This is a genomic window from Floridaenema flaviceps BLCC-F50, from assembly GCF_041929275.2.
In the GTDB taxonomy this organism is placed as follows: domain Bacteria; phylum Cyanobacteriota; class Cyanobacteriia; order Cyanobacteriales; family Aerosakkonemataceae; genus Floridanema; species Floridanema flaviceps.
In genome coordinates this window covers 2434889-2449217 of sequence record NZ_JBHFNR020000001.1, presented here as the reverse complement: position 1 = coordinate 2449217, position 14329 = coordinate 2434889, and the positions used below count along the sequence as shown (strand labels likewise).

Below are 14329 nucleotides of genomic sequence, written 5' to 3'. Positions count from 1 at the left end.
CTCTGTGTACAGTAATCTGGCAACAATGAATAATCTCTATGGGTTAATCTCTGACTAGCAATGGCTGAATCAATACAAATTTCTTATGCTAGCTAATGAATTTAATTTGATAGCTAAAAATTTATCTGTTATCCTGAACAATAAGCGGGATATAGTTTTAAACTCTTTGAATATTTCAGCTTGCTCGATCGCACCAAGAGATCGTCTGAGATATTGGGATGAATATATGCCTATTTAGAGTTAATTGACAAACAGCTTCTTGAGGTATATATTTATTCGGCGCTAGTAAGCTCAGATGTGAGCAGTGGTTTTAGTTAGTCTAGATAACCAAGTTGTCGCCTAGCTTCAAATAAGCCAGCTGCTACGCTTACGGAGAGGTTTAAGCTACGGACACCGCGTTCAGACATGGGAATGTAAACTGTTTCTGTGCAGATTGCCAGGATGTCTGGTGGTAGTCCTGTGGTTTCGCTACCGAACAATAGCCAGTCATCGGGTTGATACAGCAATTTCAGATAACTGCATCTTCCTGAAGTAGTAAATCCGATTAATCGCCCACCAAGTTGTTGATGTCGGTCAAAAAATTCTGCCCAGGACTGGTGAAAGTGAAGTTTTACGAAGGGCCAGTAATCTAAGCCTGCTCTTTTGAGGTAACGATCGCTAATTTCAAACCCCAAAGGCCCGACTAAATGCAGTTCTGTGGCTGTAGCAGCACAAGTTCGGGCAATATTGCCTGTATTGGGGGGAATTTGCGGGTGTACCAAAACCAATTTCACCATGAGGAGTTTATGCTTGTGCGATCGCACTAATCTGTAAACATTACTTTTTTAAATTTTACTAACAAATTAGTCTCATTTAATAGTTTTTATTAATCAAAGAGATTGTCGAGCGATTGATTAAATATTCTGATAGTTTTGGGGGGGATTTGGGGAGGTGGGGAGGTGGGGAGGTGGGGGGGATGGGGGGAGAAAAGTTTTAAGTTATGAGTGTTGAGTTTTGAGTTGGGACTGGAGACTAGGGACTGGGTACAGGGAAAGTTTTGAGTCAGAGGGTTTTAATTTAGTCTTTCCATCCCCCCATCTCCCCATCCCCCCATCCCCCCATCTCCCCAAAGAGACTAGGCGACTAAGACTTGGCAGAGTTTGTCTTCTAATTCTTGTTCTTGAGTTAGGGTGGTTTGGATAGCTTGGGTAATCACTTGGCGGGCATTTAAACCTTGGTCAATTTGAGTTAACCATTTTTGGGCGGTGTTACCTTCGCGGAGGATTTTTTTCAAGGGGGAGAGGAAACAGCTAAAGCCTCGCTGTTTGGCGAAGGGCCAAACTTCTTGGTAAAGTTGTTCGATCCAATCTCGTGCCAAAATTGGTTGACCATCTGACCAATGTCGGAGTTGGGCTTCTAAACTGGATTTAGCGGCAGCGGCTTCGTTGGCATCGGTGAGAGTTACTAAATCTTCGGGGGAAAGTTGGCTTTTTTCCAAAGGATCGAGGGTAGGATCTTGGATTAATTGCCAAATTCTGGCTTCTAACAGGGCGGTAATAGCTAAAAGGGCAACGGGATCTACTACTAAATCACAAATTCGCAATTCCAAACGATTCAAGTCGTGCGGACGGTTGTTACCATTGGGACGGATGGATGACCAAAGGTGACGGACGTTTTGCATTGTTCCTGCTGCTAACTGTTCTTCTGTCCAACGAATATAGTGGGCGTGACTTGCAAAAATGGGAACGTGGGCGGGTGTTTTGGGGAAAAGTCCCCAACGGGTAGAATGATATCCGGTGGGTTGACCTTCGAGGAATGGGGATGAGGCGCTAAGGGCGAGAAAGAGTGGTGCTTCCATGCGGATGAGGCGAATTGCCCGCATGAGTAATTCTGTTTGAGGAATGCCAATATTAATGTGTATGCTGGCGGTGACGACTTTGGTGCCGTAGGTGTTTTCTATGTAAGTATGGTAGGGGTTGCGCGGATCGGAACGCCAAAAACGATCGCTCCCGCCCAAGGATAAGGTACTGCCGGGAATTAAGGTATAATCGCCTAAACGTTGCAGGTAGGCTCTGAGTCGCTGTCTGGGACGGACTAAAGCACAGAGTAAGCGATCGTAACACCATAAAGGCGCGGTAGTATATTCGACGTTGCGGCTGTCCGGTTCTTTTACAAATCCGTCTAAGTCTGCCACAATGCGATCGGAAAGACCCACAATATCTCCTTGTGGTGTCCCAGTGTACATTTCAACTTCAAAACCTTTGGATAGCAGCACGGTTTATCCTTTACAGGTCACTAATCACCTGCTCTAACGTAAGTTTAGCGACAAGGGAACTGGATTGCTCCTCTGTCATTAGTCTGGCATTAAAGATGATACTGATGGTAGATTTCGCTGGCGGCACGATGCAGTAGAGAATGACGATAAACTAAACTTTTGAGGTCGTCAGCATATCCGCCACCGATGACACAAGCGACGGGATAACCTTTGGCGATACAAGTGGTTAAAACTTGCATTTCCCGACGATAAATTCCCGTATCTGTGAGGGCTAATTTACCTAAGCGATCGGCTAAATGAATATCGACTCCTGCATCATATAGTACTAAATCTGGCTTCACTTGGCTGAGTAAATCGGGCAAGTAACTAGCAAGAGTTTGTAAATATGCGTCATCTTCCATTCCCTCTGGTAAGGGAACATCAAGGTCACTTTTTTGCTTAGTACCGGGAAAATTCACTTCACAGTGCATGGAAAAGGTGAAAACACTTTTGTCTTCCTGAAAAATTAAGGCGGTACCATCTCCTTGATGTACATCTAAGTCTACAATTAAAACTTTTTGGATCAGTCCCATGTTTTGCAAAACACGGGCGGCTATGGCTAAATCGTTAAAAATACAAAAACCAGAGCCATAATTGGGGAAGGCGTGATGTGTTCCTCCCGCAGTATTGCAGGCTAAACCATGAGTTAATGCTAATTGGGCTGTCAATATGGTGCCACCTACAGCAATGCAGGTGCGATTAACTAAGGCTGGACTCCAAGGTAATCCTATTCGCCTTTGGGCTTTGCTGTCTAGTGTGCCTTCACAGTAAGCTTGCACATATTCTGGTGTGTGAACTAATTCAATCCATTCTAACGGAGGGTGTTTGGGTGTATGAAATTGTTGTGGTTTAGCAGTCCCATCTGTTAAAAGTAATTCGTAAAGTTGGCGAAATTTGGGCATGGGAAAACGATGTCCTTCTGGAAGTGGTGCAATGTAATCAGGATGATATATCAGTGGCAAGTCCATTACGAATTTTTAAGTTTTTTATTTATGGCAATTTACCCCACGCTGCCGACTACAATTAATGGTTTTTATTACTTTAGCAAAACTTTGCGGAATAGACGGAGAATCACATAAGCGATCGCTACTCCAACCAACCCAATTCCAACACTTAAACCAAAAGCTTGTTCAACAGAAATTGGTTTACTTTTTTCTGTGGGAGATGGCAATTTTTGAGAGATAATAGAGGCGGTAATGCTACTTGCTGCTAATCCGGTACTGGCGATGATAATGGTGTTGGTGAGAGTGCGATCGCTCTGTTTTCTCTCTAAATCTATCATGCCTTGAATTATGTTAACCTGGCTGTCTAAAACTTTAGTTATTAAACTATAATTGGTGTAATTTTTAGCTATTTTAAATTGATAGGTTTGCTCTACTACTCTAATAAAATCTTCTAAAATTACCAGATCGGTTTTGCCGATCGTGACATCTCTTTCAGTAATAGATTGAGATTCTTTTTTAATTTGGTTTATGAAAAATTGGTAACAAGCTAAGTTGTTATTTATTATTTGTTGCCATGTTTCCAGTTGACTGAGTTTAGTTAAATAATTAAAATATATTTTTGGCTGACATTGGAGTATTTTCTGTAAATCGCTTGATGCCGAAATATTTTCTATCTTCTGGTTTGTATTGGCAATTTCCGTAACCAATTTCTGCAATTCTTGGTGACATTTTCGGCTTTCTGAATAAGCCCAAATAACTTTATTACGGTAACAAAAAAGCTGTAACAACAGTTTATAAAAACTAGCTGTTTTCCCCATCGTTTGCAAGTTAGGATAGAGAAAAATCAAAACATGATGATTTTCCTTTTCTATATCTTCCCACTTTTGCGGAGGTTGCCAAATTTCAAAAACATTAGCACCTAAAAACTTACCTTCTTGGGGGTTTTGCCATTCTTTTCCAGTAAATTCTTTGTATAATTCTTGAGCGATAACTTGAGGGTTAGAAGATGGCGATAAGTAACCGGAAATTATCCAAGTTGTGCCTAAAGAAGCAGTTTTATAATCAGCTAAAGTTTTTAAATATTGTAGACAAGTAATAGGTTGAGCTTGGATTTTATCATTAATATAGCAATCAAATAATAGCGCATAAGTATCATCTAAACGAATTGGATAGTAAGAAGCTTCGATCGCATATCCGCCCAAAGAAGCAGTAAAGAAAAATTGTTTTTGTCTCTTGGCAACTTCGGAAAATTCTAGCAATCTGACATAATCTGTATTTTCTGCCTTTGCTTCTTCACTCAGTTCAACCTTTAAATTCTTGGGTAAATTAGACCAAAAATTAGCATGATTTGTGTTAATATCTGCTTCGTTTTCTGTTAAACCTTCTCTTTGGTGGTAAAGAAATAAATCAAGAGTTGGGTAAATTATTTTGTTCATCAGTTTGTTTGCTGTGAGTAAAAACAACTTTCACAGCTATTGTACTGTTCGTTGTAAGCACTTCAGTGCTGGAACGCTTTAGCGTTTACAACGAACCTGGTAAAAAAGGTTCGTTGTAAACGCTAAAGCGTTTACAACGAACCTGGTAAAAAAGGTTCGTTGTAAGCACTTCAGTGCTGGAACGCTTTAGCGTTTACAACGAACCTGGTAAAAAAGGTTCGTTGTAAGCACTTCAGTGCTCGAACGCTTTAGCGTTTACAACGAACCTGGTAAAAAAGGTTTGTTGTAAGCACTTCAGTGCTCGAACGCTTTAGCGTTTACAACGAACTTGGAGAAGTTATCTGTACTCTTGATTTTGAATGCTACCGATTCTCGCTTCTGGGCGCAAGAAACGATCGAGTTGCGATTCAAAGAACTTCCGATTTGCCATCAAATGTTTCGGATTTGGATCGTCTAATGGATACAACAAAGCAGTTCTTAAACCGTTAAATACTGCTGATGTCACCACATACATGGAACGTTGGAAACTAATTCCCAATTGGATTAACATATCATCTTCATTGCGGCAATGTTTGTGATAGTAATCCTTCAGATATGGTGGCAAGAAATGGAACATATCCTGCATTAATTGTGTTGGAGGAATACCCGCAGTACCTACCGGAAACACATCAGCATAGAGAATTCCATAGTGGAAATCTTCTTGCTTTTCGGGAATTTGTTTTGCTTGGGCGTTATAAGATTTGGTGCCTCGGAAAGGTGAAGTGCGATAGAAAACTGCTTCGACGTAAGGTAAAGCAGCATCATATAACCACATTAAACCCAAATCTTTGGGAATGATTTTATGCACTTCATCGCGAATTTTTACATGGTGATAAATTGGTCTTCCGGCAGCGATAAAGATACAATTTACCAGGAAATCCATTGCTTGGGGAACGGTGGTAATTTCTCCTGCATCGTAGCGATCGCTAATCTCAAAAAACACCGGAGCCATTACTTCCCAGAATAACCCCAGATTAGCATAATAAGAAGCTTGGCGACACTGTTCCAAAAACAAATCAGGGAACAGTTTATACAGGGTTAACATTGCTGGATTACCCTTAAAGTAAGACTTAATCGCCTCATCAGCTGCCTTCTTATATTCCGGGGTATCCAAATAAACATCCATCCCACCACCGAGACGATGCCAAAGCATAGAACGCATACATTCTTCGGCGAATTCCATGTTAACGCGATCGTGCCACAGGTGATGGAAAATTCGGGGAAAATTCTTCTTTAATTCTCCCTTATCCATAAACTCTAAAAGTTCAGGATGTGCTGTAGCTTCTCCCTTTCTCCAAACCCGATAATCTGCATCATCACCTTGATAATGATTATGCAAATCTAAATATTCTTGGGGCAAGAAGTACTTAAAAACAGGCAGAGGATCGACAAAAACTTTCTCACCAATATAAAGCAAATCTCGCCAATAAAAATCCATCGGTACAGCATAAGCTTTATAGATACCGATAATTTGCATCAAATTTTCTGGCGAATCAGGTAACATTGCACCGCCAGCTTCCAAACGATGTACAACATCAGCATATCTATGTCGAGAAGGAGGCAGTTTAGTTGAAGGTTTAATGGGAGTTTGTACCATCTTTTTTTCCTGCTAAATTACTTCTAATTAACTAGGTTCGTTGTAAGCGCTGTCTTCGCTGGAGCACTGAAGTGCTGACAACGAACTTTACTTTTCCAGAGGTTCAATTAGGTTCGTTGTAAGCGCTTTAGCGAAGACAGCGCTGACAACGAACTTTACTTTTCCAGAGGTTCGATGACTTTAGCTATTTGCTGTTGTGGATGAACTTGCACAGATGCTACTAATGCGGTACTACTTTGTTCAGTCCAACGCATTAACCAAGTAGGTTGCACGCCTAAAAAGAAAGTTAAACCTACTAAAATTAAAGCGGGAATTCGTTCAGACCATAACACTTTGGGATAATAAGCTGTAGCATTATCCAACTTGCCAAAACAGGTGCGGTTCAACAGAATTACAAAGTAAACTCCAGTCAACATTGTTCCTACCACACAGATTAAAGTTGGGATAGGAAAAGTTGCATAAGCGCCTTGGAAAACTAAGAATTCGGAAATGAAACCCACTAAACCAGGAATTCCTGCACTTGCCATTCCTGCTGCGACTAGAAATGCACTAGTAAAAGGTAAACCGCGAATGGGGTTCATTAAACCGTTGAGCACATCGAGTTCGCGAGTTCCAACTTTTGCTTCAACTACACCAACTAAGTAGAAGAGTGCAGCTAAAATAACGCCGTGACTGAACATTTGGGCAACTGCGCCAACAGTTCCTATAGGTGTTGCTGGGGCGAGTCCTAAGAGCACATAACCCATGTGTCCGATCGAGCTATAAGCTACCATTCTTTTGATGTCTTTTTGGGCGATCGCAGTTAGTGCCCCATAAACCACACTTACCGTCGCCCAAACTGCTAAACTAGGAGCCACTGTTCCCCAAGCATCAGGGAATAAACCCAAACAAAAACGCACTAAACCGTAAGTTCCCAACTTCGCTAAAACGCCACCCAAAAGAATCGCTATTGGTGGAGAAGCTTCTACATAAGCATCAGGCAACCAAGTGTGGAAAGGAACTAAAGGAGTTTTGATGCCAAAACCGATTAACAAAGTAATTAACAGAGGAAGTTGCCAACCCAAAGGCAAAATCGTTGATTTAATTGTGGCGTAATCAAAGTTGAGACTACTGCCTCTAATGGTACTTCCTGCTAACCAACCCAAAGCTAAAAAAGCAGCTAAAATCAGAATTCCTGAAACTGCTGTGTACAGCAAAAATTTAATCGCTGCATATTCCCGCTTTAAACCACCCCAAATCGCAATTAACAAATAGAGAGGGATGAGTTCAACTTCGTAGAACAGCACAAACAGCAGTAAATTCTGTGCTAAGAAAGAACCTGCCAACCCAGCACTTACTAACAGAATTAAAGAGTAATAAAGTTTGGGACGGGCAATGTTTTCACCGCTGCTGAAAATAACGATCCAAATCAGCAAACCGTTTAAAACTATTAAAGGTAAAGATATCCCATCGATACCCAAATTATAGGACAACCCCAAAGTTTCAATCCAAGGCAGATATTCGGTTAATTGAAAACCGGGATTACTAATACTGAATTTGGACAAAATGAAAATAGTCCAAAAGAAGACGATGCTAGCTACTATTAACGCTAAATTTCGAGCGTTACGTGCTGCCTTTTCTTGAGGTAAAACGCCGATAATAGCAGCACCGATGACAGGCAACCAAATTAAAGTACTCAGCATGATGACAGGGAAAGTTTTGAGTTTGGAGTTAGGAAGAGAGTTCGATCGGAAGTTACAGATTTACCAGATTTATTGATTCATCCTGTTCCAGAATGTAAATCCATAAAATCCCGATCGCTATTTGCTGACAATTAATAGTTGGGATAAGAAAGGCCAGCTAACCAAAATTACTAGTAAAGAAACGCCCAAGAGGATGCTTAGGAGGTAAAACTGACCTTTGCCAGAGACGTTGTATTTGAGTGTTTGTCCGCTAAAAACTGTGGCGAGTCCGGTGAGATTGACTAATCCATCAACTAAGTAGCGATCGATCGCATACATCACACGGGAAATTAAGTCCACTACAAAGACGATCGTCAATTTATAAAGTTTGGCAGTGTACAGGTCGTAAGCAAAGAAATCTTGCAGAGGTTGCCAACTTAACTGCACTGGTTTTTGCCAACTGTTGTTGAGATAAATTACGCCACTCAAAGCGAAACCAGCTATACTCGAAACAATCAAACTTAACGCCACAGCTAGATTTCCAGTTTCTAAACTGGGTAACTGATGCCATTGCAAAAGTAACAGTGGAACGTGAAGATTTAATCCACTTAAAATTACCATTGGCAAAGCCATCGGCCAATGAATTTCAGGAGAACGGTAAGTCATTGGTTTGACTTCACCAGCAAATACTAAGCCGAAAGTGCGAGTCAAACTAAAGGCAACGATCGCGTTAACTGCTAACACTAATCCAGCCATAAATGGATATGATACCCACAGATGTTCGACTAATTGTTGCATTGACCAAAAACCGCCTAATGGTGGCAAGGCAATTAACCCAACTGCACCAATAATAAAGGCAAATCCTGATACTGGTCGGCGTGACCACAAACCACCGTATTTTGTCAAATCTTGAGTGATATTGTTCCAAACTACTCCACCAACACCCATCACCAAAAGTGCCATGCCGAGTGCATAAGTGAAGGTTAATAATAATGCAATTTGGGGTTTTCCAGCGGCTACAGCAATAAAAACTATGCCCATGTAGGCGCTGACGAGGTAAGACAAAGCGCGTTTAATATCTATTTGGGCAATAGATATTAAAGAAGCGCCAATGGCAGTCGCGCCACCGACAATAAACATTGCTGACTCGGTGACTGGAGAGAGGGCTAAAACAGCTTGAAGTTTGACTAATACCCAAGCACCAGTGGCTACAACTACGGAATTCCGCAAAATGGTAGCTGGTAGTGGGCCTTCCATTGCTTCATCCAGCCACAAGTGTAAAGGAAATTGAGCGCATTTGCCCAATGGCCCTGCAATTAAAGCTAAACCCAATAATGCAGCGAGTTTTGGGTCAATTTGGGCGGTTGATGCCCATTCTGCTAAATCGGTAAAGTTCCAAGTTTGGGCAATGGGATAGATTGCTAAAACTCCCATAAGTAGGAATAAGTCTCCTACTCGTTTGGTTAAAAACGCATCTCTTGCGCCTGTGATTACTAATGATTGGTTAAACCAAAATCCTACGAGTAAATAAGTGCCAAGAGTTAAAAGTTCGAGGATGGCGTAGCTGAAAAATAGGGAATTGCACAATACTAAACTGCACATTCCCGCCTCGAAAAATGCTACTAAAGCAAAGAATCTCGCCCACCCCCAGTCCATCTCCAAATAACCAACAGCGAAAATTTGCGCTAGAAAGTTTAACCCCGTGATTACAACTGTAGCTCCTACTGTTACGGTGGAGATTTCCAAGGGCAAAGTTAAGTCTAAGTTTGCTACTTGCAGCCAGGGAATAAATAATTGATATGGTGCTTGGTTCCAAATAGTTGGTAGGGCAAATAATCCGTGCAGAAAAGCCAAAAATGTGGTGATGAGGTTAAGATAACCGGATGGTCTTGGCCCTGTGCGGCGAATCATTCCCGGCGACCAGGGAATTGTTAAAATCATCCCAGCTAAGGGATATAAGGGCACCATCCAAATAGTTTGTAGCAAGAACTGAGACATCAAGATTACCCCTCCAATTCAGCAAATTTATGGGTAAACGAAGGTATGGATTTGAGTAACCTCAATCCATGTTTTCACCTTCAGGCAGATTAATATTTGCGTGTTTCCGAAGCCATTAATGTGCCAACAATTCCTAGCCAGTTGAGCAACAAGCTAGTTGTTAGATAACAATGTATCAAATTTTCTTATGAATTTAAGAGTTTTTTAATTTTATTTAATTGATAGTACGAATCGTTATCATAGATTTGAATTTATATATTAAAAAAAAAAGGCAAATATGTATAGCATTGAACGTTACTTTTTACAAGAAAGAGGTGAGAAGGCCCACCTCGGTTATACACTGGAGGTTTTAAACCACACAGGTATAAGGAAATCTGATATTACTCATCATCGTGGGCAAAACGTCGGAACAGATAATCTAAGGCGTAGTTGCGGAGGTTGTAGTATTCCGGGTCTTCCATGATTCTGGTACGATCGCGCGGGCGGGAAAAAGGAATGTTGAGGATTTCCCCGATATTGGCGCGTGGGCCATTGGTCATCATCACCAAGCGATCGGCTAAAAATAAGGCTTCATCAATGTCGTGAGTAATCATCAACACTGTCATCCGCATATCGTTCCAAATTTTCAGCAGTTCTTCTTGTAACTCTTCTTTGGTGATCGCGTCTAACGCCCCAAATGGTTCGTCTAGGATTAATACTTGTGGACGAATGGATAGGGCACGGGCGATCGAAATCCGCTGTTTCATCCCCCCAGAAAGTTGCTGCGGTTTTTTGTTAGCTGCTTCTGTGAGTCCGACCAAATTTAAGTTGTATTTGACTATTTCCTCTTTTTCGGACTGAGGTTTGTCTGGGTGAACCGCATCAACTGCTAAGTAAATGTTTTCAAAAGCAGTTAACCAAGGCAACAAGGCATAGTTTTGGAATACTACCATGCGGTCTGGGCCTGGTTTGGTGATCTGTTGCGATCGTAATCTTACTTCCCCAGTCGTGGGTCGAGAAAACCCGGAAACCATGTTTAATAATGTGGATTTTCCGCAACCTGAGTGCCCGATGACGCAGATAAATTCTCCCTCTTGGATGTTCAGGTTCACATCTTCCAAGACCACATAAGGGCCCTTGGGTGTGGGGAAGGCTTTAGAGACACTTTCAAAAGTTAAAAATTGCTCTTTTCTGGCTGATTTTCCAGCTACAGAATTTTTGGCTGTTTGCGTGACTTTAGTTGTGGTGTTTTTCAATGTTGCCATTTTCCTAAGTTATTTGAGTTGTGCAAGAGGTTTTTTATTGAACCACAGAGGACACTCCAGGAAGAGAAGGAGAGATATTTTGCCTTCTCCCCAATCTCTAGTCCCCCAGTCTTTAAGCAACTTTTAGTTTACCGGGAACGGGCAAAACAACTTCTTCAATGCGGAATTCCCGTTTGATTCTTTGCTGGGCAAGATAAGCCAGCGGATCTTCGGAATTGAAGGTGATGCCATCAAATAATTCGATTTTTCCGCGAGAGTAACTAAAGTCTAGTAAACCGAGTTCCCGCGCTGCCATACTAAACACATCAACCCGACACAAACGTTCCATAATTTCTAACCAATTTCTGGGGAATGGAACTTTATCCCAACGCGCCATTTGGGTCAACATCCATAGGTGTTCGGTACGGCTAGGACGGTTAACGCCTTCGCCAAAAAATAGGTGATGGGCGTATTCTCGGTGATGTTCTAAACTGCAAACAGCCACGTTAGGATCGCCGATTTGAATATATTCAATGTCGGTTCCTACGTATTGAGGTCTGGTTAAAATTTGCCGCACTTCTTCAAAGTGACGTTCTTGAGAACAGAATTGTGCTGCTTCTAAAAGTGCGGTTACTAATGCTATGTGGGTTCTAGGATATGCAGCCGCCCAATCTTCACGAACTCCCAAAACTTTTCCAGGATGTCCTAACCAAATTTCTAAATCGGTGGCGATCGAAAATCCAATTCCTTCTACCGCCGCCCGAATATTCCAAGGTTCACCCACACAATATCCGTCAATATTTCCTGATTGCAAATTGGATACCATTTGGGCGGGAGGAATTACAGTTAAACTCACATCTTTATCAGGATCGATTCCTCCGGCTGCTAACCAATAACGCAACAGCAAATTGTGCATTGACGAAGGATGCACCATACCAAAAACGTGCTGTTGATCTTTGGATTTTTGCAGGTATTTTTTCAGATCTGATAAGGTGTAAATTCCTTGTTCGTAAAAGCGTTTGGCTAAGGTAATTGCATTCCCATTTCTTGCCATTGTTAGGGAAGTAACGATCGGCACTGGTTGCCCACCATTACCACCTAAAGTTAACCACAAAGGCATTCCCGCTGGCATTTGGGCAGCATCTAATTGTCCGGCTACCATATCATCTACAATGCCACGCCAGCTAGGTTCCCGAATTAACTTAACGTCTTCTAAACCGTACTTAGCAAAGAAACCTCTTTCTTTGGCTACTGCTAATGGCGCACAAGCTGTTAAAGGTACAAAACCAATTTCCAAATTTACCTTTTCTAAATTGTTGCGAGAAATAGGCATTTGGGCTTTGCTGGCTTGCCGCTTTTTCACTTGTTTTTGACGGTTCAGGAAGTAGATCATTTCACTCCGTAAACTGTAATAATTCGGGTGATTAACTACTTCCATCCGTTTGCGGGGACGGGGAATATCTACATCTAAGATTTGCCCGATTTTGGAACCAGGGCCATTGGTTAACATGACAATGCGATCGGACAAAAGTACAGCTTCGTCAACATCGTGAGTTACCATCACCGATGTTACTTTGTACTCGTCGCAAATTTCCATCAATCTTTCTTGCAAGTTGCCTCTGGTTAATGCGTCTAAGGCACCAAAGGGTTCATCTAATAATAATAGTTTAGGACGAATTGCTAGGGCGCGAGCGATCGCCACCCGCTGTTTTTGTCCCCCAGAAAGCATCGCTGGTTGTTTGTCTGCGTGGGGTCGCAAACCTACCATATCAATGTGCTTTTCTACGATCGATTTTCTCTCACCTTTTGGCAGATCGGCCATTACTTCATCTACTGCCAATTCAATGTTTTCTCGCACATTTAACCAAGGCAGTAGCGAATAGTTTTGAAACACCACCATCCGATCGGGCCCTGGTTTGGTGATTCTTTTACTTTCGAGAGTTACTACTCCTTCAGTGGGTAAATCTAAACCTGCAATCATGTTTAACAAGGTAGATTTACCGCAACCGGAGTGTCCGATTAAAGAAACGAATTCGCCTTTTTTAATTTGCAGGTCTATACCTTTCAGGGCTAGGTATTGACCGCCGTTGGATAGGTCAAAAACCTTATCGATATTGTCAACAGCAACGAAAACAGACATGGTAGTTATTTGGGTAAATTTTGCTAGTTGTTACTGGTAAGTAGGGTGCGTTAGCGGTAGCGTAACGCACCATTCAACTAATTGTTATTCGGGAAGAATTCTGGTTTGAATCCAAGCCATTAACTTGTCTAGTAGTAAACCAACAATCCCGATATAAACCAGTGCCAAAATTACTTCGCTGATTTTGTTTGCTTGATAAGAATCCCAGATGAAGAAGCCGATACCAGCAACACCAGACATGACGATTTCAGCCGCGATAATCGCTAACCAAGCTAGACCGATCGCAATTCTCAACCCAGTGAAGATGTAAGGCAATGCAGAGGGAATCAAAATCTTGAAGAAGTACTTTTTCTTGTTCAGTTGCAACACTTTGGCAACGTTGTTATAGTCTTGGGGAATTTGGCGCACACCAACTGCGGTGTTAATCAGAATCGGCCAAATCGCAGTGATGAAAATTACGAACAATGCAGCGGGTTCGTTCTTTTGTAATGCTGCCAAAGCAATAGGTACCCAAGCCAAAGGTGGAACTGTACGCAGTAGTTGGAAAATTGGGTCTAAAGCTTTAGACATCATTTGATTAGTACCAACCAGAATGCCTAAAGCAATTCCCACAACTGCGGCGAAAAAGTAACCAATTGCTACCCGTTGTAAACTAGCTAAAATTTGCCAAAATAACCCAACGTTTGTTTCGCTTTTTCTGAAGAACGGCCACCAAATTAAGATCCAAGTATCTTGAACTACTTTAATTGGGCCGGGAAGAGTCACACCGGGAAGGAAAGAAAAGAGTTGCCAAATTACTAACAGGATGGCGAGCGCGATCGCTGGCGGAATGATATCCGGCAACATCTTTTCGATTTTCGCCATCCAGGGATTCTGTGCCGTTTGAACGGTTCTTCTTTGCAATGTTGTCATTGTACTAGGGTTCCTTATACTGTGTGGAAAAACTTTCCAGTGTTACTTGTGGGAAAAGTAGTAATGGGCGCAATTACCCATTACCA

11 protein-coding genes are annotated in these 14329 nt (G+C 41.8%); 1 reads left to right on the top strand and 10 read right to left on the bottom strand.

Features of this window, described 5'->3' with window-relative positions; all coding sequences use genetic code 11:
• Positions 1-85: 85 nt before the first annotated feature.
• Entirely contained in the window at positions 86-238 is a 153-nt protein-coding gene (locus ACE1CI_RS11725) for a hypothetical protein (protein WP_413261752.1), read from the top strand.
• A 76-nt stretch (positions 239-314) separates the two neighbouring features.
• Here ACE1CI_RS11725 and ACE1CI_RS11720 read toward each other — a convergent pair whose 3' ends face one another.
• From ACE1CI_RS11720 to ntrB, 10 genes are all read right to left on the bottom strand, one after another.
• On the bottom strand, positions 315-776 hold the full coding sequence (locus ACE1CI_RS11720) for a tRNA (cytidine(34)-2'-O)-methyltransferase (RefSeq protein WP_413261751.1): 462 nt from the start codon (positions 774-776) through the stop codon (positions 315-317).
• Between the two features lie 338 nt (positions 777-1114).
• Positions 1115-2254, bottom strand: coding sequence for a glutamate--cysteine ligase (gshA, locus tag ACE1CI_RS11715; RefSeq protein ID WP_413261750.1), 1140 nt, complete (start codon positions 2252-2254; stop codon positions 1115-1117).
• Positions 2255-2343: 89 nt separating this feature from the next.
• The gene (locus ACE1CI_RS11710) at positions 2344-3261 is read right to left on the bottom strand and encodes a histone deacetylase family protein (RefSeq protein ID WP_413261749.1); all 918 of its coding nucleotides are present in this window, start codon (positions 3259-3261) and stop codon (positions 2344-2346) included.
• Positions 3262-3329: 68 nt separating this feature from the next.
• Positions 3330-4673, bottom strand: coding sequence for a hypothetical protein (locus ACE1CI_RS11705; protein WP_413261748.1), 1344 nt, complete (start codon positions 4671-4673; stop codon positions 3330-3332).
• Positions 4674-5010: 337 nt separating this feature from the next.
• Entirely contained in the window at positions 5011-6309 is a 1299-nt protein-coding gene (locus ACE1CI_RS11700) for a CO2 hydration protein (protein WP_413261747.1), read from the bottom strand.
• Between the two features lie 155 nt (positions 6310-6464).
• On the bottom strand, positions 6465-7991 hold the full coding sequence (locus ACE1CI_RS11695; protein ID WP_413261746.1) for an NADH-quinone oxidoreductase subunit M: 1527 nt from the start codon (positions 7989-7991) through the stop codon (positions 6465-6467).
• 117 nt (positions 7992-8108) lie between these two features.
• The gene (locus ACE1CI_RS11690) at positions 8109-9968 is read right to left on the bottom strand and encodes an NAD(P)H-quinone oxidoreductase subunit F (RefSeq protein ID WP_413261745.1); all 1860 of its coding nucleotides are present in this window, start codon (positions 9966-9968) and stop codon (positions 8109-8111) included.
• A 380-nt stretch (positions 9969-10348) separates the two neighbouring features.
• The gene (locus ACE1CI_RS11685) at positions 10349-11212 is read right to left on the bottom strand and encodes a nitrate ABC transporter ATP-binding protein (RefSeq protein WP_413261744.1); all 864 of its coding nucleotides are present in this window, start codon (positions 11210-11212) and stop codon (positions 10349-10351) included.
• A gap of 112 nt (positions 11213-11324) precedes the next feature.
• On the bottom strand, positions 11325-13331 hold the full coding sequence (locus tag ACE1CI_RS11680) for an ABC transporter ATP-binding/substrate-binding protein (protein ID WP_413261743.1): 2007 nt from the start codon (positions 13329-13331) through the stop codon (positions 11325-11327).
• An 84-nt stretch (positions 13332-13415) separates the two neighbouring features.
• Complete coding sequence (gene ntrB, locus ACE1CI_RS11675) at positions 13416-14243, bottom strand: nitrate ABC transporter permease (protein WP_413261742.1); 828 nt, start codon at positions 14241-14243, stop codon at positions 13416-13418.
• Positions 14244-14329 lie beyond the last annotated feature (86 nt).

Coding starts and splice junctions, on each gene's coding strand:
- ACE1CI_RS11705 (WP_413261748.1), bottom strand. CDS start 4,673: ATGAACAAAATAATTTACCCAACTCTTGATTTATTTCTTTACCACCAA.
- ACE1CI_RS11690 (WP_413261745.1), bottom strand. CDS start 9,968: ATGTCTCAGTTCTTGCTACAAACTATTTGGATGGTGCCCTTATATCCC.
- ACE1CI_RS11710 (WP_413261749.1), bottom strand. CDS start 3,261: ATGGACTTGCCACTGATATATCATCCTGATTACATTGCACCACTTCCA.
- ACE1CI_RS11725 (WP_413261752.1), top strand. CDS start 86: ATGCTAGCTAATGAATTTAATTTGATAGCTAAAAATTTATCTGTTATC.
- ACE1CI_RS11680 (WP_413261743.1), bottom strand. CDS start 13,331: ATGTCTGTTTTCGTTGCTGTTGACAATATCGATAAGGTTTTTGACCTA.
- ACE1CI_RS11700 (WP_413261747.1), bottom strand. CDS start 6,309: ATGGTACAAACTCCCATTAAACCTTCAACTAAACTGCCTCCTTCTCGA.
- ACE1CI_RS11720 (WP_413261751.1), bottom strand. CDS start 776: ATGGTGAAATTGGTTTTGGTACACCCGCAAATTCCCCCCAATACAGGC.
- ACE1CI_RS11685 (WP_413261744.1), bottom strand. CDS start 11,212: ATGGCAACATTGAAAAACACCACAACTAAAGTCACGCAAACAGCCAAA.
- ntrB (WP_413261742.1), bottom strand. CDS start 14,243: ATGACAACATTGCAAAGAAGAACCGTTCAAACGGCACAGAATCCCTGG.
- ACE1CI_RS11695 (WP_413261746.1), bottom strand. CDS start 7,991: ATGCTGAGTACTTTAATTTGGTTGCCTGTCATCGGTGCTGCTATTATC.